16 protein-coding genes are annotated in these 18,511 nt (G+C 54.7%); 9 read left to right on the top strand and 7 right to left on the bottom strand.

The annotated features are described in order from the left end of the window. Window positions 1-13: 13 nt before the first annotated feature. Window positions 14-1,825 carry an adenylate/guanylate cyclase domain-containing protein gene (locus V6575_RS07140; RefSeq protein ID WP_340273540.1) on the bottom strand — a complete coding sequence of 604 codons (1,812 nt, stop codon included), beginning with the start codon at window positions 1,823-1,825 and terminating at the stop codon, window positions 14-16. A 155-nt stretch (window positions 1,826-1,980) separates the two neighbouring features. Beyond that, the gene (locus tag V6575_RS07145) at window positions 1,981-3,564 is read right to left on the bottom strand and encodes a SulP family inorganic anion transporter (RefSeq protein ID WP_340273542.1); all 1,584 of its coding nucleotides are present in this window, start codon (window positions 3,562-3,564) and stop codon (window positions 1,981-1,983) included. A gap of 244 nt (window positions 3,565-3,808) precedes the next feature. Between V6575_RS07145 and V6575_RS07150 the strand changes: the two genes are divergently transcribed. Continuing rightward, window positions 3,809-4,246: a universal stress protein gene (locus V6575_RS07150; protein ID WP_340273543.1), complete on the top strand. Its 438-nt coding sequence runs from the start codon at window positions 3,809-3,811 to the stop codon at window positions 4,244-4,246. 38 nt (window positions 4,247-4,284) lie between these two features. Beyond that, a complete protein-coding gene (locus V6575_RS07155) occupies window positions 4,285-5,820 on the top strand; it encodes an alanine/glycine:cation symporter family protein (RefSeq protein ID WP_340273544.1) in 1,536 nt (511 codons plus the stop codon). A gap of 210 nt (window positions 5,821-6,030) precedes the next feature. Here V6575_RS07155 and V6575_RS07160 read toward each other — a convergent pair whose 3' ends face one another. Beyond that, entirely contained in the window at window positions 6,031-6,267 is a 237-nt protein-coding gene (locus V6575_RS07160; RefSeq protein ID WP_340273546.1) for a hypothetical protein, read from the bottom strand. Between the two features lie 116 nt (window positions 6,268-6,383). On the opposite strand from V6575_RS07160, the gene V6575_RS07165 reads away from it, so the two are divergent. From V6575_RS07165 to V6575_RS07190, 6 genes are all read left to right on the top strand, one after another. Then, complete coding sequence (locus V6575_RS07165) at window positions 6,384-6,992, top strand: PDC sensor domain-containing protein (RefSeq protein ID WP_340273548.1); 609 nt, start codon at window positions 6,384-6,386, stop codon at window positions 6,990-6,992. Window positions 6,993-7,002: 10 nt separating this feature from the next. After that, a complete protein-coding gene (locus V6575_RS07170) occupies window positions 7,003-8,688 on the top strand; it encodes a methyl-accepting chemotaxis protein (RefSeq protein WP_340273549.1) in 1,686 nt (561 codons plus the stop codon). A 347-nt stretch (window positions 8,689-9,035) separates the two neighbouring features. Next, window positions 9,036-9,905, top strand: a complete 870-nt coding sequence (locus V6575_RS07175) for a delta-class carbonic anhydrase (protein WP_340273551.1) — start codon at window positions 9,036-9,038, stop codon at window positions 9,903-9,905. A gap of 230 nt (window positions 9,906-10,135) precedes the next feature. Then, the gene (locus V6575_RS07180) at window positions 10,136-11,317 is read left to right on the top strand and encodes an aminotransferase (RefSeq protein WP_340273553.1); all 1,182 of its coding nucleotides are present in this window, start codon (window positions 10,136-10,138) and stop codon (window positions 11,315-11,317) included. Window positions 11,318-11,376: 59 nt separating this feature from the next. After that, complete coding sequence (locus V6575_RS07185; protein ID WP_340273554.1) at window positions 11,377-12,405, top strand: asparaginase; 1,029 nt, start codon at window positions 11,377-11,379, stop codon at window positions 12,403-12,405. A gap of 28 nt (window positions 12,406-12,433) precedes the next feature. Beyond that, complete coding sequence (locus V6575_RS07190; protein WP_340273556.1) at window positions 12,434-13,234, top strand: dimethylarginine dimethylaminohydrolase family protein; 801 nt, start codon at window positions 12,434-12,436, stop codon at window positions 13,232-13,234. A 2-nt stretch (window positions 13,235-13,236) separates the two neighbouring features. On the opposite strand, the gene V6575_RS07195 is transcribed toward V6575_RS07190, so the two are convergent. Both V6575_RS07195 and V6575_RS07200 read right to left on the bottom strand, forming a co-directional pair. Continuing rightward, the gene (locus V6575_RS07195) at window positions 13,237-14,643 is read right to left on the bottom strand and encodes a TIGR03808 family TAT-translocated repetitive protein (RefSeq protein WP_340273557.1); all 1,407 of its coding nucleotides are present in this window, start codon (window positions 14,641-14,643) and stop codon (window positions 13,237-13,239) included. Between the two features lie 90 nt (window positions 14,644-14,733). Beyond that, a complete protein-coding gene (locus V6575_RS07200) occupies window positions 14,734-15,639 on the bottom strand; it encodes a LysR family transcriptional regulator (protein ID WP_340273559.1) in 906 nt (301 codons plus the stop codon). Window positions 15,640-15,777: 138 nt separating this feature from the next. On the opposite strand from V6575_RS07200, the gene V6575_RS07205 reads away from it, so the two are divergent. After that, on the top strand, window positions 15,778-16,815 hold the full coding sequence (locus V6575_RS07205) for an aldo/keto reductase (protein WP_340273560.1): 1,038 nt from the start codon (window positions 15,778-15,780) through the stop codon (window positions 16,813-16,815). 28 nt (window positions 16,816-16,843) lie between these two features. Here V6575_RS07205 and V6575_RS07210 read toward each other — a convergent pair whose 3' ends face one another. After that, window positions 16,844-17,440 (bottom strand): pyroglutamyl-peptidase I, encoded by a 597-nt coding sequence (locus V6575_RS07210; protein WP_340273561.1) that lies wholly within the window; start codon window positions 17,438-17,440, stop codon window positions 16,844-16,846. 11 nt (window positions 17,441-17,451) lie between these two features. Next, the gene (gene meaB, locus V6575_RS07215; RefSeq protein ID WP_340273562.1) at window positions 17,452-18,450 is read right to left on the bottom strand and encodes a methylmalonyl Co-A mutase-associated GTPase MeaB; all 999 of its coding nucleotides are present in this window, start codon (window positions 18,448-18,450) and stop codon (window positions 17,452-17,454) included. Window positions 18,451-18,511: the final 61 nt, after the last annotated feature.

Genomic DNA, 18,511 nt, shown 5'->3' on the forward strand with positions numbered 1-18,511 from the left:
CTGGCTGATACTGTCAGATCTGCAATCTGATGACGTCCACGGGCTTGTGTTTGCCTTTGACCTTTTGGGCTCCGAGCGCTTCAATTTTAAATGTATCTGGCAGCATGTCGCCCAAGTCGCCGGATGCCAGAATGATCACTTCAGCGTCCGGGTCCACCTCACGGCCAAGGGATTCCAGCCTTGAGGCTATGTTTACCGTGTCGCCAATCACTGTGTAATTTACCCGCCCGGTTGCGCCGATGTCGCCGACAATCAGGGAGCCGCTGTGTAAGCCGATGCGAACACGCACCGGTGCCAGGCCGCTGGCCCGTCGCAGCTCATTGTCGGCGATGATGGCATGAGCGATGTCGATTGCTGCCTGAGCTGCTGGAACTGCGGGTGTCTCTATGCGCTGAGGGGCCCCCCAAAAGGCCATGACGCTGTCACCTATGTATTTGTCGACGGTACCGCCTCGGGCATCGATAGCATCGCCGATCAGGGACAGATGGTGATTGATGAAGTCGCCTGTTTCGCTGGTGCCCATCTTCTCAGACAGGCTGGTAAAGCCGACGATGTCAGTAAAGAGAACCGCGAGGTCGCGCTCCTCGGGCGGAGCATCGATGCGTCCTTCCTGAACAAGTTTCATGACCAGCGATTTCGGCATGTAGCGCATGAAGGCCGACAAACCACTGACCATTGCGTTGAACCCAACAGCCAGGTCGTTCAATTCCCGCACTTTGCTTGGTTTAAGCAGTTTGATGGCTTCCAGGTCAAGCCGTGCGACTGCGCTTGCGCCTTTGGCCGCACGCCGGATTGGACGTGCAATGTAATGCGCAAGCAAGCCGGAGCAGAGCAGGGAGATGCCCAGCAGGGCGAGGCCCACTGTGATGGCATGGCTGAGTTGGTCCAAAGGCTGATCTAGAATATTTGCCGGGAAATGCGCACCAATAGAAACTGGCAGTTTGCCAAACTGCTCGCCGCTGTCTTTCAGCACAACAAACCGTCGCTGTCCGGCTTCTGTGGTCCCAACAAAGAGCTTCAGATCCTTCTCAAGTTGATAATCCTGTGGGGGCAACGGTTTATGTTGAGAAAGATTGGCGAGGAACGGATCCGGGCCCTTGGCGACATCGATCAAGGGGTTGTTTGGAGACAATTGGTCTGTGACTTTCGGCAGGTCCGGATGAGCCAAAAGATCCACGCCGCCATAAGTCAGAAACACGGTCAGGTTATCGGTCGAGATATTGGCTGCTATTTCAGATAGCCGGTCCAAAGACATGCCGATGATGACAAGCGCGTCGACCTTGCCGTTCGTATCCATAACCGGAGCCACATAGGAGACATAGCTATGGGCGTGGGAGGGGATATAGCGCACTGGCGTCCAAAAGCCCTTGCCTTCTTTCTGCGCGGTTTCTCGAAGGGCGGCGACCTCCGGAAGGCGGGAGATCGGCAGCCTCCTGGGCACGAAGACGCCGTCGCCATCGCCACGATCGACTTGGGTTGCGGTGCCATCTGCCGAAATGATGAGGATAAGGGACGCATGGGGGGTGCCTGCCAGCGCGCCATAGGCAAACGTCGCGAGCTCTTGATAGTCGTCGATCAGAATAGCGCCTGTCTGCAGGGCTTTCGCGGTGAAGGCTCCCTGAGCCTCGATCCCATCAAGATGAGAAGCAAATTCATTGCGAAAGGCATCCATGGCAATGTCCACCATGGTGCCGCCAAGGCTGCGGACGACCTTTTCGGACGTTGTCGCCTGAACATAAAGCACAAGGGACGTGGTGAGAAACACCAGAAGGCCGATGATGACTGTGAGGGTCGGGGCCAAGCGTAGAATGTGTTTCAGGCGCAAGAAGTCTATCCGTTCTGGGGTTTCTGCATGCCGTCGGCAATAACCGATGCCTGCATCATGCCTCAAGAATGATTTTCAGGAAGGGTAAAGTTGGTCCGTCTCAAAAAAAAGGGCCAGGAAATTCCCGGCCCTTTCATCAATGTGCTCGAAAGAGCCTAGCTCTTGGCGGGAGTGTCTTCGAACTTATGGCCGTAATCGACGGCGATTTCATAATCGGGATCTTCCAGCACAGACACTTCAACCATGGTGCCGGCTTTTTCCAGCAGGAGCTTACAGTCCCTAGACAGATGACGCAGATGCAAGCGCTTGCCCAAAGCCATATATTTGGCAGCCAGAGCGTCAATCACTTCCAGACCGGAATGGTCGACGACCCGGCTGTCTATGAAATCGATGACCACGTCATCGGGATCGCTTTCTATGTCGAAAATATCCTGGAACCGGGTTGTTGAGCCAAAGAACAGCGGGCCTGACAAGCGGTAGACTTTCCAGCCTTCTTTGGAGACGCCTGTGCGGGCGCGGATGCGGCTGGCAGCGTTCCAGGCATAAGCCAGGGCAGAGATGATCACGCCAACAACAACAGCGACGGCCAGATCAGAATAGACTGTCACACACGTCACGATGATGATGACCAGAGCATCGGTCATCGGGATCTTGTGCATGATTTTCAAGCTGGTCCAGGCAAAGGTGCCGATCACCACCATGAACATCACGCCGATGAGGGCCGCGACAGGGATCTGCTCGATCAAGGGGGCTGCGAACAGGATGAACGACAGCAGGAAAAGGGCTGCTGCGATGCCTGAGATACGGGTGCGTGCGCCGGATTTCACGTTGATCATTGACTGGCCGATCATCGCGCAGCCGCCCATGCCACCGAAGAAGCCTGTGACCACATTGGATGCGCCCTGTGCAAGACACTCCTTGGAGGCCCCGCCCTTGGTGTTGGTCATGTCGGCAACCAGGTTCAGCGTTAGCAGAGATTCAATCAGCCCGATTGCCGACAGAATAACCGCATAGGGCAGAATGATTTCCAGTGTTTCCCAGGTTAAAGGCACCATCGGGATATGGAAAGTTGGCAAGCCGCCTGCGATGGAAGCAAGGTCGCCAACCGAACGGGTTTCAAGACCAAAGCCAAGCACCAAAGCTGAGACAACCAATATGCCTGCAAGAGGAGCCGGGAATGCGCTGGTGATGCGTGGCAGGAACCAGATGACAGCCATGGTCAGGGCAACAAGACCAAGCATCAGATAGAGGGAGGATCCTGTCATCCAGGTCAGGCCGCCTGCGCCGTCATCAACCTTGAACTGGCCGAGCTGGGCCAGGAAAATGACGATGGCAAGTCCGTTGACGAAGCCAAGCATCACAGGATGCGGCACCATGCGGATGAACTTGCCCCATTTCAGCAGTCCAACAACGATCTGGATCAGACCCATCAAAACCACAGTGGCGAAGAGATATTCAACGCCGTGGAGGGCAACCAGCGATACCATGACCACGGCCAAGGCGCCGGTGGCACCAGAAATCATGCCAGGGCGCCCGCCGAAACAGGCGGTGATCAGTCCGACGAAGAAAGCGGCGTAAAGTCCGACTAGCGGATTGACGCCTGCCACGAATGCAAAGGCAACGGCCTCAGGCACCAGGGCTAGGGCAACGGTCAGACCAGCCAGCAGCTCAATCTTGATCCGGTTCGGCGTCAGCTTTGTCGACGTTATGGGGGCAGGGGCCTCGGCACGTGCGGTCAAGGACAGCTCCAATCTGTTTTTAGCGCCGTTTTCCGGCAGCTATCATTTTATCTGGCAATGCTTGGGTCAAAACGCTGCTCATGTTTGAGGAGGTGTTTTGGTCCAAATCGATTTAACCGCCCTTCTACCCAAAGTTTCGCAATGCAGCAAGGGAAGTCGGCTTCTGGGTGGTTGTGTGAAGAAATTGTGACACGTCCTTTTGGTTGTGCTTCTATTAACTGTTGTTAATATTTCATGGAGGGGAATGATGACTATTAATTTCGTCGTCGGTTTTGACGGCAGCAAAGCATCTGAGGCTGCTGTTCGCTTTGCTGTTAAGCAAGCACAGACATGCGATGCCACTTTAATTATTGCACATGTCTTGGAGTGGTCTCCCTATTCGTTTTTGACACCTACGGAAATTGAAGAACGCCACGCTCGCAGAAATATGGAACTCAAAAGAGCCAAGGAAGCTCTGATCGATCCGCTACTTGAAAAAATCAAGAGTGAGGTTGGGGCCGTCGAGAGCGTCATTCGCTATGGCAATATCGTCGATACGATCATTGCGATTTCAAAAGATTCTGATGCAGCGCAGATCTTTATCGGACGTACGGGGCACCGTGGTGTTGCTTCACGGGTCTTCGGTTCCGTCGCTGGCAGTTTGGCGCAACATGCCAGCGTGCCCGTGACCATCATTCCGTAAATTCCAGAAATATAAAAATAGAAAAATCTGAGGGTGTCATGCAAACAATCAGAAAAGCTGCGTTTGCCGCAGCGATCTTCGCATTATCAACAGGGGCGTCTGCAGCGCAATCAATAGATGAACAGGTCAACACAGGGTTTACTCTGGCCACTGGCTGGTTCGTCAATCTGATCTTCAGCCCATTTCCAGGCACCAGTTTTCCCTGGATCGTCGCCTGGCTTGTGATCGCAGCCACGATCTTCACGCTGTATTTCGGTTTCATTCAGGTGCGGGCCTTTGGCCACGCGATCTCGCTCGTTAAAGGTGATTACTCCGATCCCAATGATGCCGGTGAGGTCAGCCATTTCCAGGCGTTGGCAACAGCGCTATCGGGAACAGTTGGCCTGGGCAACATTGCAGGTGTTGCCGTTGCCATCGGAATTGGTGGTCCCGGAGCGACCTTCTGGATGATCCTTGCAGGCCTGATGGGCATGGCATCGAAATTCACAGAGTGTACGCTCGGCGTCAAATACCGAAATGAATATGCCGACGGCACAGTGTCCGGTGGTCCGATGTACTACATCACCAAGGGGTTTGCTGAACGCGGTGTGTTTGGAGGCAAAATCCTGGCGGTGTTGTTCTCGATCTTCTGTATTCTGGGTGCACTGGGCGGCGGCAACATGTTCCAGGCCAACCAGGCGCATCAGCAGATTGCCGGGATCGTTGGAGATTATCCTGGCTGGATCACAGGCATCATCTTCGCAGGCGTTGTCTTTGCCGTGATTGTTGGCGGTCTGCAGTCCATTGCAAGTGTGACTGAAAAGGTCGTTCCATTCATGGGCGTGCTTTATGTCACTGCAGCGTTGATCATCATCGGCATGAATGCTGACAAGATCTTCTGGGCCTTTGAGCAGATCTTCCTGGGAGCCTTTACCGGGCTTGGCGTTGCCGGCGGTATCACTGGCGCTTTGATCCAGGGCTTCAAACGGGCGGCCTTCTCAAACGAAGCGGGTGTTGGCTCTGCTGCCATCGCTCACTCGGCGGTTCGCACGAAAGAGCCGATTACCGAAGGTGTGGTTTCGCTTCTGGAGCCTTTCATCGACACTGTGGTGATCTGTACCATGACGGCTTTGGTGATCATCATCACCCAGCAGTTGGTGATTGATCCGGCAACGGGCCATTATGTTGTCGAAAACGGCAGCATCGCAACAGTAACCGGTGCTACGGGTGTTGGACTGACATCTGCCGCATTTGGCAGCGCATTCAACTGGTTTCCTTATGTGCTGGCTGTTGCCGTCGTCCTCTTTGCCTTTTCGACGATGATTTCCTGGTCGTATTATGGCTTGAAGGCATGGACCTATCTGCTTGGCGAGGGCAAAACCCAGGAACTGAGCTTCAAGGTGATCTTTTGCATCTTTGTTGTGATTGGTGCTGCAGCGAACCTTGGCCCGGTCATCGACTTCTCTGATGCGGCCATCTTTGCCATGGCGATCGTCAATATCATAGGCCTCTATGTATTGATGCCGATCGTCAAGCGGGAAATGGTCAGCTACATGGCACGCCTGAAATCAGGCGAGATCCGCAAGTTCAAATAGAGCGGATCTGACACGAAACACTATGGCCCGAATCTCCTGTAGGTTCGGGCCATTTTCAGTTTGAGCGTTTTTCAGTGCGAGAGTTTGGCTGAGCGCCCATTAAGGCAGTTCTGCCGACGAAATTATGCAGATAATTGTAGATCTGCATGGTGAGCTTCCCAGCTTGCACGCTCACTCACAGCGTTGTTGTTCCGCCGTGGGCCTGTGCGGTCAGAGATCAAGTTTTATTCCTATCTGGATATCGATCCTCCATGGTTTCTCATGGTCGCGGATATCCAGGGTTTTGATGAAGCTCTTGCGGTAATTGAGTATATTGCAACGCGCAAAAGTGGCGCAACGTAAGGTTTCATAATTTGTAGCTTCAAGAATGCCATATCGCTGGGTTGGAAGATCTGAAAAAGGCGTCAAGGTTGTATGCGCATTGAAATTATTCAATGCTGTATTCATAATATCTCATTGTAACATATATGTTATTTTAGATTATATAGTTCGCGAGTTAAGTGTTTTTTTACGAGATTAGCTGCTTAAGTTGTTTAAATTTAAAACCTTGAGTAGGAGTTTTCGTGGTGAATAAAATCTCGCGCAATCTACTTATGATTGTATTTTTGGTTTGTGCGATGCGAGCGATGCCCGCAAGAGCTGACCCTCTGGACCTGATTGACGAAGCGTTTATTCAATCCCTCAAAGACAAGTTTTCTTCGCCTCTGGTTCGTCAAATGGTGACCTGGCAGAACCGCTATACTGCCCACCTGAACGCATCTGATATAACGAAGCTGGACAGGCAATGGATGGAAGAACGTGAGGGCAAGGACAAGTCCTTGATCGTCGCAACGCTCTCCAATCCATTATCGATCTATCTCTTACAGATACAGGCCGCTTCAAGCGGTCTTTACAGTGAGATTTTCATTATGGATTCCAAGGGTCTGAATGTTGGCCAATCAACTGTGACAAGTGATTATTGGCAAGGCGATGAAGCGAAGTACCTGGAGACATTCCCTGCTGCCAAGTCCGGGCTGTTTATTGACGATCCTGTGATCGACCTTGTCGATGGAACGTCGCGGGTTCAGGTGAGCTTTCCATTGCATGACGAACATGGCGGGGAGAAAGTCGGCGTCGCGACCATCGAGATCAATCTGGATACGCTTGCCCGGCGTCAACCTCCCGCCTTTTAAGGAACGCACGATGTTCAAGAAATCTTCTGTCGCTGTGAAATGCGCTGCATCTTTTGCCTTGCTCGCAGCCTTTGGCTCGATCACGAGCGCGGTCGTTTACACCAACAGTGTGAACCTGCACAAGGTCGTCTTGGAGACCGCACGCCTTCACGAGATCCAGTTATCAGCGGCTCAACTAACTGAGGAACTTTCTGCGCAGATCGTTGAATTCAAGGAATTTACCATGACTGGTGAGCCATCGGTTCGTAAGTCTGCGCAAGCCAGAAATCAAGCGATTGAAACAGAACTGGCAAACTTGCAAAAGCACCGGGACCAGCAACTTGCGGATGTTCTGGATCTGGCCGGTCAGGTCGAAGCCAGTTGGCGGGCCTGGCTCTCCGGGCCGATCGCCGTGCAGATGGGATACATGCGCGACATACAAACGGTCCAGCTTGCTCGTGGACTTGAAATTTTCGGACCTGGTCGGGATGCGGTGGAAAAAATCAGAACCGCGATGACCAGCCTTGGAATGGCAACAGATACGAAGTTGGCAGCCTTGCGGGATCAACAACATGCGATGGCAAGCCAGATGACATCGGCCTCCCTCATCGGCGGCGGTTGGATTGTGTTTCTCGCCATTTTGCTGGGCTATGTGAGCTTCCGCGTGATCGCAAGACCATTGGGTGAACTCAACGAGATTACCGAGAAGTTGACGAAAGGCGACTTGACGGTGGATATCCAGCATACGGATCGTTTCGATGAAATCGGCCGGATGCACCGGGCACTTCGCATCTTCCGAGAAAGTCTCCGTCAAACCGAGGCGCTGCAACGGGAAGCTGAAGAACAACGGGAAATTGGCGAGACGAAACGGCGCGAAGCCTTGCAAAAAGTGGCGGCTGAATTTGAAGTCAGCGTGATGGCGATCAACAACGAGATATTCGCCTCCACCGACCAGCTTAGCGGAACGTCCGCGCTTTTGGACGATATTGCCACCAAAACACAGTCGCGCGCATCAGGTGTGTTGGATTCCTCAAACCAGGCAGCCTCCTATACGCAGACCGTTGCGACTGCAACTGAAGAGCTGACCGCCTCGATCCGTGAGGTCAATACACAAATCCAGACGACCTCGACACTTGCAACGGATGCTGCCGAAGAGGTGCGAAAGACAAACAGCGAAGTTGCGGCGTTAGGCGAGGTTGTACAACGCATTAGTGGTGTGACGAGTATCATTACCGATATCGCCGAGCAGACCAATTTGCTGGCGCTTAATGCGACCATCGAAGCCGCACGCGCGGGAGACGCTGGTCGCGGGTTCAGCGTGGTTGCGACAGAGGTAAAGGCTCTGGCTGAGCAGACGGCCAAGGCAACGGAACAGATCGAGCGGGAAATCGCCGAGATGAAGAACGCCGCGACCCGCTCGCTGGACGCGACCAGTGCGGTATCGGGTCTGGTCGGCACTATTGCGGAGCGCACAAGTGCAATGGCGGCCGCTGCCGAGGAGCAAAACGCGGCCACCCAGGAAATTGCGCGCAACGTCTCGCAATCGGCAACTGTGACCAAGAATGTCACCGAAGAGATTGGCCAGGTCCATGACGATTCCCATGAGACCGGAAAGTTGTCTGCGGAAATGAATACCGCCGTTAAAGCCCTGCTGAACCGCTCTGAAAGCCTTCGTGGCTCAATGACGGTTTTCCTCAACGAGATCAAGGCAGCTTAAAGCCGAGGCAATCTAACGAAAATGGTCTTGTAGAAAAGAAAGGTCCGCAGATGTGCTGTGGGCCTTTCTTTTTTGTTGTGCTTTCAAGATGTGTAGAATTTATAAAATTTCTTATATTCCGAAATTGAACGATTAAGGTATCGATTTGCAGTGCCAATTTTCTTGAAGTTACTATAAATAATTCCGTTCTTGCTTAGTGTTTAATTCTAAGATCGCCTAACGTTATCAGCAAAATTTCGCCTTTTTTCTAGCTGAATAAGGCCGAGGCGTGTCGGGTGACGAAACGTTAGATTCTGATGAACACGTTAATTCGAATGCCTAAGTTTAAGCTTCTCAAGGATAAAACGATGATGAATAAGTTCTCTGGACGCGCTTTCGCAGCAGCATCCCTGCTTCTCGTAAGCACCGCGGCATACGCGTCTTCCGACGATCATGGGGCTGTTTCGGACGAAGTCATCGCTGGGCAAAGAAGTGAACTTGCGCATAATACCGAAGGCAAGGGCTTTGGTCCTCAAGCCCCGCGGGATATCGAAACACTTGTTGGTACAAACACACGTGTGTTTGAAGCTTCACCAAGTGCTGACCACATGAATCTCTGCAACATTCATTTTCATGAAAATGCAGAGCATAAGGGTGGCGAGTTCAATAAATTTGCAGGGAATGGGGACGGTCATGGCTATGGTACTGGCTATGAATACTCAGGCAAGCTGACTGAAGCTGAATTGGCTCCGATCGATATGAAGATCGGCGCGAGCGAACATGGTGATCTGGTCCCTGGTGACACGATCGAAGTTCACTATGTCTATTCGAGTGCAAAGGTGAACCCGGGGCCGACCCTGGGTGCATGTTTGAGCGATTCAATTGCGAACCCGCAGTTGCGCGTTGAAGCTCAGGTTTTCGTTCTGGTCAATGACGACAATGCGCTGGATTTCGTTGAACTGGCGAAGGTTGGCAAGGTTGATGGTCTGAATCAGGCTCTAAACGTTCCTTCCGATACAGGCACTCCTGTCACATATGCCGGTTCCACAACTGGCCCTGGCTACAATGAAAAGGGATCTCCTTTTCAGGTGACTTGGAATGTTCGTCCAAATGTTGAGAAAGTGAACATCAAGACTGTTGGAACTTGGCTTAAGGACAACATCTTTGATGAAGATCATGCCCATGGTGTTCGCAACCTGGTGACTAACCCGGCTCTTCTTTCTGAAATTGCGAACTAAAATTACGACGACATGATCAATTGAAGAACCGCTGGTTCCTAAGCTCAAGCTTGCTTGGCTTGTCGGGGCTGGCGGTTTTTCTTTGCGTCGCATTCCACCCTTTTGGGGCCGAATGCCTGACTTGCAACCTCCGTTGATTTCACCTCTCGACGTATCTGACCATCAGAGCTAAAACCCCGCATCAGTTTTGAAATCCGTGAGTACGTCACGGATGGCCGGGAGGTCTCTGTATGAAGTCTACCAATCCTGTATTTACCGGGGTCGAAACCACCGTTTTCGAAACCATGTCGCGCCTCGCCATGGCTCATAAGGCGGTGAACCTTGGTCAGGGGTTTCCTGATGTTGACGGGCCGTTGGACATTCGAAAGGCAGCCGCCAAGGCGCTGATCGATGGCTCGAACCAATATCCGCCGATGCTTGGACTGCCGGAATTGCGGCAGGCAGTCGCAGAGGCAAATAGCAGGTTTTACGGGCTTGATATCGATTGGCGGACCCAGGTGATTATCACGTCTGGTGCCACGGAAGCGCTGACGGATTGCATCATGTCGCTGGTCGAACCGGGCGATGAAGTGATCCTGATTGAGCCGCTCTATGATTGTTATCTGCCGCTGGTGAAGCGCGCCGGAGGCATTCCGGTGCGCCTGCGCGTCACACCGCCAAGCTGGTCACTGGATCTGGAGGCGCTGGATGCTGCTTTTACAGCCAAGACCAAGGCAATCCTGATCAACAACCCGATGAACCCGACGGCTAAGGTGTTTTCCGAGGCCGAGCTCGCTGCCATTGCGCAGCTTTGCGTCAAACATGACGTCTATGCCATTTGCGATGAGGTCTATGAGCATCTGGTTTTCGATGGCGCTGCCCACCGTCCGTTGATGAGTTTTGAGGGCATGGCAGAGCGGAGTTTGCGGATCGGATCTGCAGGCAAAACGTTCTCGCTGACCGGCTGGAAGGTTGGTTACATCACTGGCGCACCAGACCTGATTGATCCGATTGCCAAGGCGCACCAATATGTGACCTTCACCACCCCGCCGCATTTGCAAAAAGCCGTGGCCTTTGGCCTGGCGAAGGGAGATGCCTATTATGATGATCTGGTTGGAGACCTTTCATCCAAGCGGGATCGGATGGCTGAAGCCTTGACCAAACTCGGCTTCGGCGTGCTGAACTGTGATGCGACTTATTTTCTGACCTGCGACATTACCGGTCTTGGTATCGGCGACAACGACGTGGATGCCTGTCGGCGTATGGTTGAAGAAGCTGGTGTTGCTGCTGTGCCTGTGTCTGCGTTTTATGGTGGTGAAGCGCCCACCAATTTTATTCGCTTTTGCTTTTGCAAGCAGGATCATGTCATTGACGAGGCCATGTCGCGGCTTGAGGGCTGGATGACTAAGGCAACAGGTGCAAAGTCGCTTTGACCTTCGGCGGATTAAGTCGCAAGAAGGTCTCTAAGAACCCACACGAAGGAAGAAGTGTCATGACCAATCCTGTGACCGTTGAAGTCACCCGCGGCGATCTTGTCGAGTGCCGCCATCGCGGGTCGCTTGCCGTGGTCGATGATACGGGCAAACTCATTTGCGCGATTGGCGACGTTGAGGCACGCGTGTTCCCGCGTTCTGCCATCAAGGTGCTTCAGGCCTTGCCATTGGTCGAAAGTGGCGCAGCTGAAGCTTTGGATCTGGACCAGGCCGAGCTCGCCTTGTGTTGCTCATCTCACAATGGTGAAGGCGTCCATGTGAAGTCCGCGCGCGTCATGTTGCTAAAGGCGGGTTTGAGCGAAGACGATCTGGAGTGCGGATCCCAGTGGCCCAAACGTATGGAAGACATTGCCGAGCTGATCCGTGCGGATGAGACACCGGGCGCTCTGTATAACAATTGCTCTGGTAAACATGCCGGCTTTCTTGGTCTCGCCAAGATTCTGGGGGCGCCGACCAAGGGCTATGTGCTGCCCGATCATCCGGTGCAGCAGGAAATCAAGTCGATCGTGGAGGAGTTTACCGGCGAGACGCTGACCACCGATGTCTGTGGTACGGATGGTTGCTCTATTCCGACCTATGCCAGTCCTCTCAAAGGTCTGGCTCGTGCCTTCGCTGTTTTTGGCACCGGTGAGGGATTGGAGCCGAACCGGGCGGATGCTTGTGAACAGCTTTTTGAGGCCTGCGTCAACGAACCCTTTATGGTGGCTGGCACGGATCGCTTCTGTACGGATGTGATGAAGGTTTTCAAAGGCCGGGTCTTCGTCAAGACCGGTGCAGAAGGTGTGTTCTGCGCGTCGATCCCGGAAAAAGGCATCGGTATTGCCCTGAAGTGCGATGATGGTGCAAGCCGCGGATCGGAATGCATGATGGCCGCAGTTTTGGAAGTGCTTCTTGATCTCAATGAGGATGAGGCCAAGGTGCTGAATACCTATGTCAATCCGCCAGTGTTAACCCGCATTGATTTCAAGGCTGGCGACATCCGTCCATCAGAAGAATTCCTGACCGACCTCAAGGCAGAGCTCGCCTGATTGCAAAAAACCTAAGACGAGGAACACGATGCCCCATCGCGATGGTCTTTCCTGGACTTTTACCCATGCTGTGACGCGGACACCTGCGGACAGCGTTACGGATGGCCTTAGGGCTGTTGATACGGGAAATCCGAGCGGTGCAGCCTTTCGGGCCGAGCATGTGGCCTATGTCGAGGCCTTGCAGGCAGCTGGCTTGACCGTGGATGTCTTGCCGCCGCTGGAGGCCTATCCCGACAGTTGTTTTGTCGAGGATCCGGCCTTTTGCCTACCGAACGTTGCGATCCTTCTGCGACCGGGTGCTGACAGCCGAAGCGGGGAGGCTGGGGAAATCAAATCCGCCCTGGAGACGCGGTTCGACAAGGTGCTTGAAATCCCTGGCGAAGGCCATGTCGATGGCGGCGACGTCTTGATGCTGGACGACGAGATCCTGATTGGTCTGTCTGCGCGCACCAACAAGGTCGGAGCAATGGCGTTTGCAACTCTGCTGGGCGACCTTGGATACAATGCCCGCGTCGCTGAAACGCCCGACGGCGTGCTGCATTTCAAGACAGCCTGTTCGACCCTCGGCAAGGGCGTTATTCTGGCGACCAAAGTGATGATCGACAGCGGCTTCTTTGGTGATCGGAAGACGGTCGAGGTGCCCGAAGGCGAAGACTATGCCGCCAATGTCATCCGGGTGAATGACGTGGTGCTGGTTCCCGAAGGCTATCCGAAGACCAAGGCGGCTGTCGAGGCGGCGGGTTTTAACACGGTTGTCCTGCCGACCCATGAAGCGCGCAAGGTCGACGGCGGTCTGTCTTGCCTGTCGTTGAGGTTCTCGCTCAGCTGAGTTTAAACGGCGACCTGGTTGCCCATGACCGAAAGATGTGACCAGTCGCGGGTGTCGTTCAGCTCGCGGGTGGCCTTGTCGAGCCATCTGTAGCCGACGATGGAATCTTTTTGCGACCCCTGAACCACATTGTTGCTGATCACTGCAGATCCGGCCCCCTCAACGACTGTGACGGCGATCCCGGTGTCGCAGCTGCGTAGGACGTTCTGCGAGGCGACGATGTTGCGCATATAAGGGCCCCAACCCAGCAGCAAGCCGAAACGCGGCGCGCCTTCAATGACATTGCCGGTGATCGTCGTGTCTGCTTCTGCGGCAATGCCGATGCCGAACCCGGCCACCTCTGGCGGATAGGGGCCTCTCGCTGACAGGTTGCGAATAAGGTTACCTGAGCACACCGCCAACCGGCCACCGTCCATGAAGTTGGCGATGGAAATCCCGGTCGTGCCGCCGTCAATCAGGTTGTTGGCGATCAAAGCGCCTTGAAACGCGAATTCTGAATAGATAGCGACTTCGCCGGACCTGAGACACGAATTGCCTATGATCTGGACATTGGAGCCTGTGTTGGAGCGGATCGCAGAGAAGGCACAATCTGCAATGCGGTTGTTCGAAATAACGACCCCATCGGCGCGGAACACATTGATGCCGTTGCCCCATTGGCCGGTGCCGCCATATTTGGCTCCGATCCGCTCGACCCGGTTGCCAGACACCAGCGTGCCGTCCTCGCCCTTTTTCCAGCGATGCACCCAGATGCCGCCATTGGCACAGTCCGACACCACATTATCTGTGATCTGAAGGCCATCGGCCTCATTCGATCGAATGGCCGCCTCTGCAGCTCCAGTCACGGTGCAGACCGAAACGCGGCCCGAGCAGCGATCCAGAACGAGACCGCTCTTGGCAGAGCCCGTGATGGCACAATCTGTTAGGGAAATCTCCCGAACGCCGACGAAATGCAACAGGCCTTCCGTATGATCGCCGATGGTCCTGTTGGCTCCATCAAATGTCAGGCCGGACAGGGAGACATTCGAGACGCCCTCAGCGGTGGCCAGAAGGCCGCCGCCACCTTGGTAGATCAGCCGTGTGCGCCCGGGCACACCAACGATAAGAGTGCCGGAGGGAAAACGCAGGTTTGCGACGGGATAGTTGCCAGCAGGCAGGAACAGCGCCCGGCCTTTTTTGACGGCCCGGTTGATGGCCCGTTGGAATAGCGTTGTTTGGTCCGTGGAGGAGTTCGGCACCAGGCCCAATTCGCTGGCATCCATGGAACCGCGCAGATCGGCAATCTGGATTGCAGCGCCAGCTGCAGTCCCGGTTAGGGACAGGGCCGTACCCGCGGCCGTCGCAAGAAGTGTCCCGCGAAGGAACGCGCGGCGGCTCAAATTGGAGCGGTGACGTCCTGAAAAACCTGTCATTGCGTCAAATACATCCCGAAGCTGGAAATCTCATGCATCTCTACAGAGCAAGAGCAATCCGCGTGCCATGGGGTTAGATTGGCTTTGACGCTAGGAAATTTTGCCCTTTTCCGTCAGGAAATCCAGCAAGGCCCTCACACGTGCCGGGACCGGTCCACCCTGTCCGACATAGACTGCGTGGAACTCTTCCCGGTCACCGGGGTTGAGGTGCTCAAGCAGTGGCACCAGCCGTTGGCAGGCGATATCCTCCCGGACTGTGAAAACAGTCAAGCGGGCCAGACCGGCATCCGCCAGGGCCAACTTGCGAATGGCCTCTCCATCACTGGCGAGCAGCTGTTCCTTGACTGATGAGGCCATGTTTTCCCCGTCGTGTTTCAACGGCCAGCCCTCAATGCTGCGTGTGTAGGTTGATCCTAAGATCCGGTGGTGGTCGAGGTCTTCCGCTGTCTCTGGTCGCCCGTGTTTTTCAATGTACCCGGGCGATGCCACGATAACGCGGGCCGTTTCTCCGAGTTTGCGGGCAGTCAGGCCACTGTCTTTCATGGGACCGGCTCTGACGGCGATGTCGGTTCGTTCCGCCAGAAGGTCAATCAGCACATCTGTCTGGACGATATCGAGGGTAATATCCGTGTAGCGTTCAAGGAACTCGCCGACAATCGGGATAAGCACATGGGTCGCATAAGATGCGCTGGTGCTGAGGCGAATACGCCCGGCCGGATGTTCTCCCGCATTTGCAAACTGCTCGGCTTCATGGAGATCGGCCAGAATACGGGTTGAGCGCTCGTAAAAAGCGCAGCCTTCAGCCGTTAATTGCAATCGTCGCGTCGAGCGGGTGAGAAGGCGTGTCTTCAGTCGTTTCTCCAGCCGGGAAATCAATTTGCTGACGGCTGACGGCGTCATGTCGCAGGCGGTGGCAGCAGCTGAAAAACTGCCCCTTTCCACCACTTGGACCAAAACGCTCATTTCTCCGAAACGGTTGATATCTATACGTGCCATTGATGAATTCAATTCATGGATGATGTGAGCTGTGGCTATCTATATCATCTATTCGCTCAAACCTACATTGAGTTCGGAAAGGAGCGGGCCATATCGGACTTGCTTCTCATTACAGCTTTGCTTCTGAAAGGAACTGGCATGGAATTCCGTTCTCTTGGTTCGTCTGGCCTCAAGGTCCCCGCTCTCAGTTTTGGCACCGGGACTTTTGCAGGTTCCGGGCCGATATTCAGTGCGTGGGGGCAGACAGATGCGACTGAAGCCAGAAGGCTGATCGACATTTGCCTCGACGCTGGTGTCAATCTTTTCGACAGCGCGGATGTTTACTCGGAAGGGGCTTCTGAATCTGTTCTGGGGACTGCTATCAAGGGCCGCAGAGGGGACGTTCTGATCTCGACCAAAGCGGGTTTGCCAATGGGCGAGGGCGCCAATGAACGCGGAACGTCACGGTCCCGATTGATCCAAACGGTGGACGATGCCCTTCGACGCCTTGAAACAGACTACATTGATATATTCCAGCTGCATGCCTTTGATGCGAGCACGCCTGTCGAAGAGGTTCTGGGAACCCTGGACACGCTCGTCAAGGCAGGCAAGCTTCGATATGTCGGCGTCTCCAACTTCTCAGGATGGCAAATCATGAAATCTCTCGCCGCTGCAGAAAAAAATGGCTTCCCCCGTTATGTAGCAAATCAGGTGTACTATTCGCTCATTGGCCGCGATTACGAATGGGATCTCATGCCGCTCGGAGCCGATCAGGGACTTGGGGCGTTGGTTTGGAGCCCGCTTGGCTGGGGGCGTTTAACGGGCAAGGTCAAACGCGGTCAGTCGCTTCCGGAACTCAGTCGGCTTCACGAGACGGAGAGCTTCGGTCCGCCGGTGGACAATGAATATCTGCTGAAGGTCGTTGATGCCCTGGAAGAGATTGCTGAAGAAACAGAAAAAACGATCCCGCAAGTCGCACTAAACTGGTTGCTGCGTCGTCCGACTGTGTCTTCCGTCATCATCGGAGCGCGCACCGAAGAACAACTGCGGCAGAACCTCGGAGCTGTTGGCTGGGAACTGTCAGCTGAGCAGGTCGCCAAGCTGGATGCTGCCAGTCATAAAGATGCGCCCTATCCGCATTTTCCATACCGGCGGCAGGAAGGCTTTGCGCTTCTCGATCCGCCAATGGCAGGATGACCGAGTAGCCGAAATTGTTGGGAGCCCGTCAGATCCGGCGGGCGATCTCGCGCAATATCTGGACAGCGGCTGCTTCGACTTGTTGCAGGCAGGGGCGCTTGTCAAATCTGCCGCGTGGCAGGGGTGGGACATGCACGAAGACGCTCGGAATGCCGCTGCCGATGCTGTCCCAGAGAGTTGCGTTGCACAGGTAAGTGCCAGCGTCGCGGGACAGGGAGACAGGAGCCCCGCTGCGCGATGCTGCCTCTCTCAAAGTCCGAACCGGGAGTGTTGACGAACGAGACGATGGGCCATTGGAGTTGAGGTGGGGGAGTGACGCATGTTCGCCCACCGCATCGGGTTTGACGCGTGTTGCGCAGTTGACGGCCCGGGTTTCAACGTTGATGCCGCGCCGGGATCCATCTACCCCGAAGTGTATGATCGCGGCAGGCTGAAGTGTGCGGCGGAGCTTGTCGGTCACACTGTGCCTTGCAGCCCAAGTTGTTGGCAAACGGGCAAAATGAAACCTGACCTCACCGATGGACGCAGGAAGGCGTTTCGGTAGGCGTGCGATCAGCAAGGCTGTTGGATTGATCGAAGCGCCGGGAAACGGCTCAAACCCGGTGACAAGGATGGTTTTGGTCATGATTGTCCGTTTCAAATGCCAATAAGGTCGGCGATTTCTTCTACAGCAACCGAGACCGCTGTTTGCCCATCGCGCACTTGGCCTTCAAGGCTCTTCAATCTGTCAGCGGTGCGGGCGTTGGCTGTCAGGGCTTCCATCATACGCTGTTGCAGTAGGTCCCACATCCAGGACACTTGTTGATCGGCCCGGCGCTTTTGGAATTCTCCTGTGGCACTCATTTTGTCCCGGTGCAGGGCGACCTGATCCCACATGGCGTCCAGCCCTTCATTGGCCAGGCCTGACATTGTGATGACCGGCGGGCTCCATGTCAGGGAGCGCAGTGCCAGAATGTGAAGCGCTGCTCGATAGTTGGATGCAGCAGAGCGAGCGCCCAGTGCGCCGTCGCCTTCGGCTTTGTTGACGGCAATCATGTCCGCAATTTCAAGGACGCCTTTCTTGATGCCTTGTAGCTCATCGCCAGCCCCTGGAAGCATGAGCACCAGAAAAAAATCGACCATATCGGCCACTGTGATCTCGGATTGACCGATGCCAACGGTCTCCACCAGGATCACATCAAACCCGGCAGCCTCACACAGAAGCATGGTTTCGCGGGTTTTGGCTGCCACGCCGCCAAGTGTGCCCGCAGACGGGGACGGGCGAATGAAGGCGTTCCTGTCGACGGCAAGCTGTGCCATCCGCGTCTTGTCCCCAAGGATGGATCCACCGGTGCGGGTCGAGGACGGGTCGACAGCCAGCACAGCAACCTTGTGGCCTTTGGCGGTCAGGTTTGAGCCGAGGGTGTCAATGGTTGTCGATTTGCCAACGCCCGGAACTCCTGTGATTCCGACGCGCTGTGCCGTACCTGTCAGGGGTAACAGCTCCTGGATCAAACCCCGGGCTATGGCCCTGTGTTCGGCCTTGCGAGATTCCACCAGTGTGATGGCCCTTGCAAGGCTGGCCCGGTTCCCGTCGCGAATTCCGCGCGCAAGGGCTTCCGGGTCGATCGAGTTTCTGTGCGCTGTGTCGGTCATTCCCATGACTTAACCGAGGAATCATCCTCCGTCACGATTGAACTTTCCTGGCAGAGGCTAT

The organism is Roseibium algae (genome assembly GCF_037783265.1).
GTDB lineage: Bacteria > Pseudomonadota > Alphaproteobacteria > Rhizobiales > Stappiaceae > Roseibium > Roseibium algae.

Bases quoted from the DNA above. Each gene is read 5' to 3' on its own strand.
- V6575_RS07150 (WP_340273543.1), top strand. From the start codon at position 3,809: ATGATGACTATTAATTTCGTCGTCGGTTTTGACGGCAGCAAAGCATCT.
- V6575_RS07155 (WP_340273544.1), top strand. From the start codon at position 4,285: ATGCAAACAATCAGAAAAGCTGCGTTTGCCGCAGCGATCTTCGCATTA.
- V6575_RS07160 (WP_340273546.1), bottom strand. From the start codon at position 6,267: ATGAATACAGCATTGAATAATTTCAATGCGCATACAACCTTGACGCCT.
- V6575_RS07170 (WP_340273549.1), top strand. From the start codon at position 7,003: ATGTTCAAGAAATCTTCTGTCGCTGTGAAATGCGCTGCATCTTTTGCC.
- V6575_RS07175 (WP_340273551.1), top strand. From the start codon at position 9,036: ATGATGAATAAGTTCTCTGGACGCGCTTTCGCAGCAGCATCCCTGCTT.
- V6575_RS07180 (WP_340273553.1), top strand. From the start codon at position 10,136: ATGAAGTCTACCAATCCTGTATTTACCGGGGTCGAAACCACCGTTTTC.
- V6575_RS07185 (WP_340273554.1), top strand. From the start codon at position 11,377: ATGACCAATCCTGTGACCGTTGAAGTCACCCGCGGCGATCTTGTCGAG.
- V6575_RS07190 (WP_340273556.1), top strand. From the start codon at position 12,434: ATGCCCCATCGCGATGGTCTTTCCTGGACTTTTACCCATGCTGTGACG.
- V6575_RS07195 (WP_340273557.1), bottom strand. From the start codon at position 14,643: ATGACAGGTTTTTCAGGACGTCACCGCTCCAATTTGAGCCGCCGCGCG.
- V6575_RS07200 (WP_340273559.1), bottom strand. From the start codon at position 15,639: ATGGCACGTATAGATATCAACCGTTTCGGAGAAATGAGCGTTTTGGTC.
- V6575_RS07205 (WP_340273560.1), top strand. From the start codon at position 15,778: ATGGAATTCCGTTCTCTTGGTTCGTCTGGCCTCAAGGTCCCCGCTCTC.
- V6575_RS07210 (WP_340273561.1), bottom strand. From the start codon at position 17,440: ATGACCAAAACCATCCTTGTCACCGGGTTTGAGCCGTTTCCCGGCGCT.
- meaB (WP_340273562.1), bottom strand. From the start codon at position 18,450: ATGACCGACACAGCGCACAGAAACTCGATCGACCCGGAAGCCCTTGCG.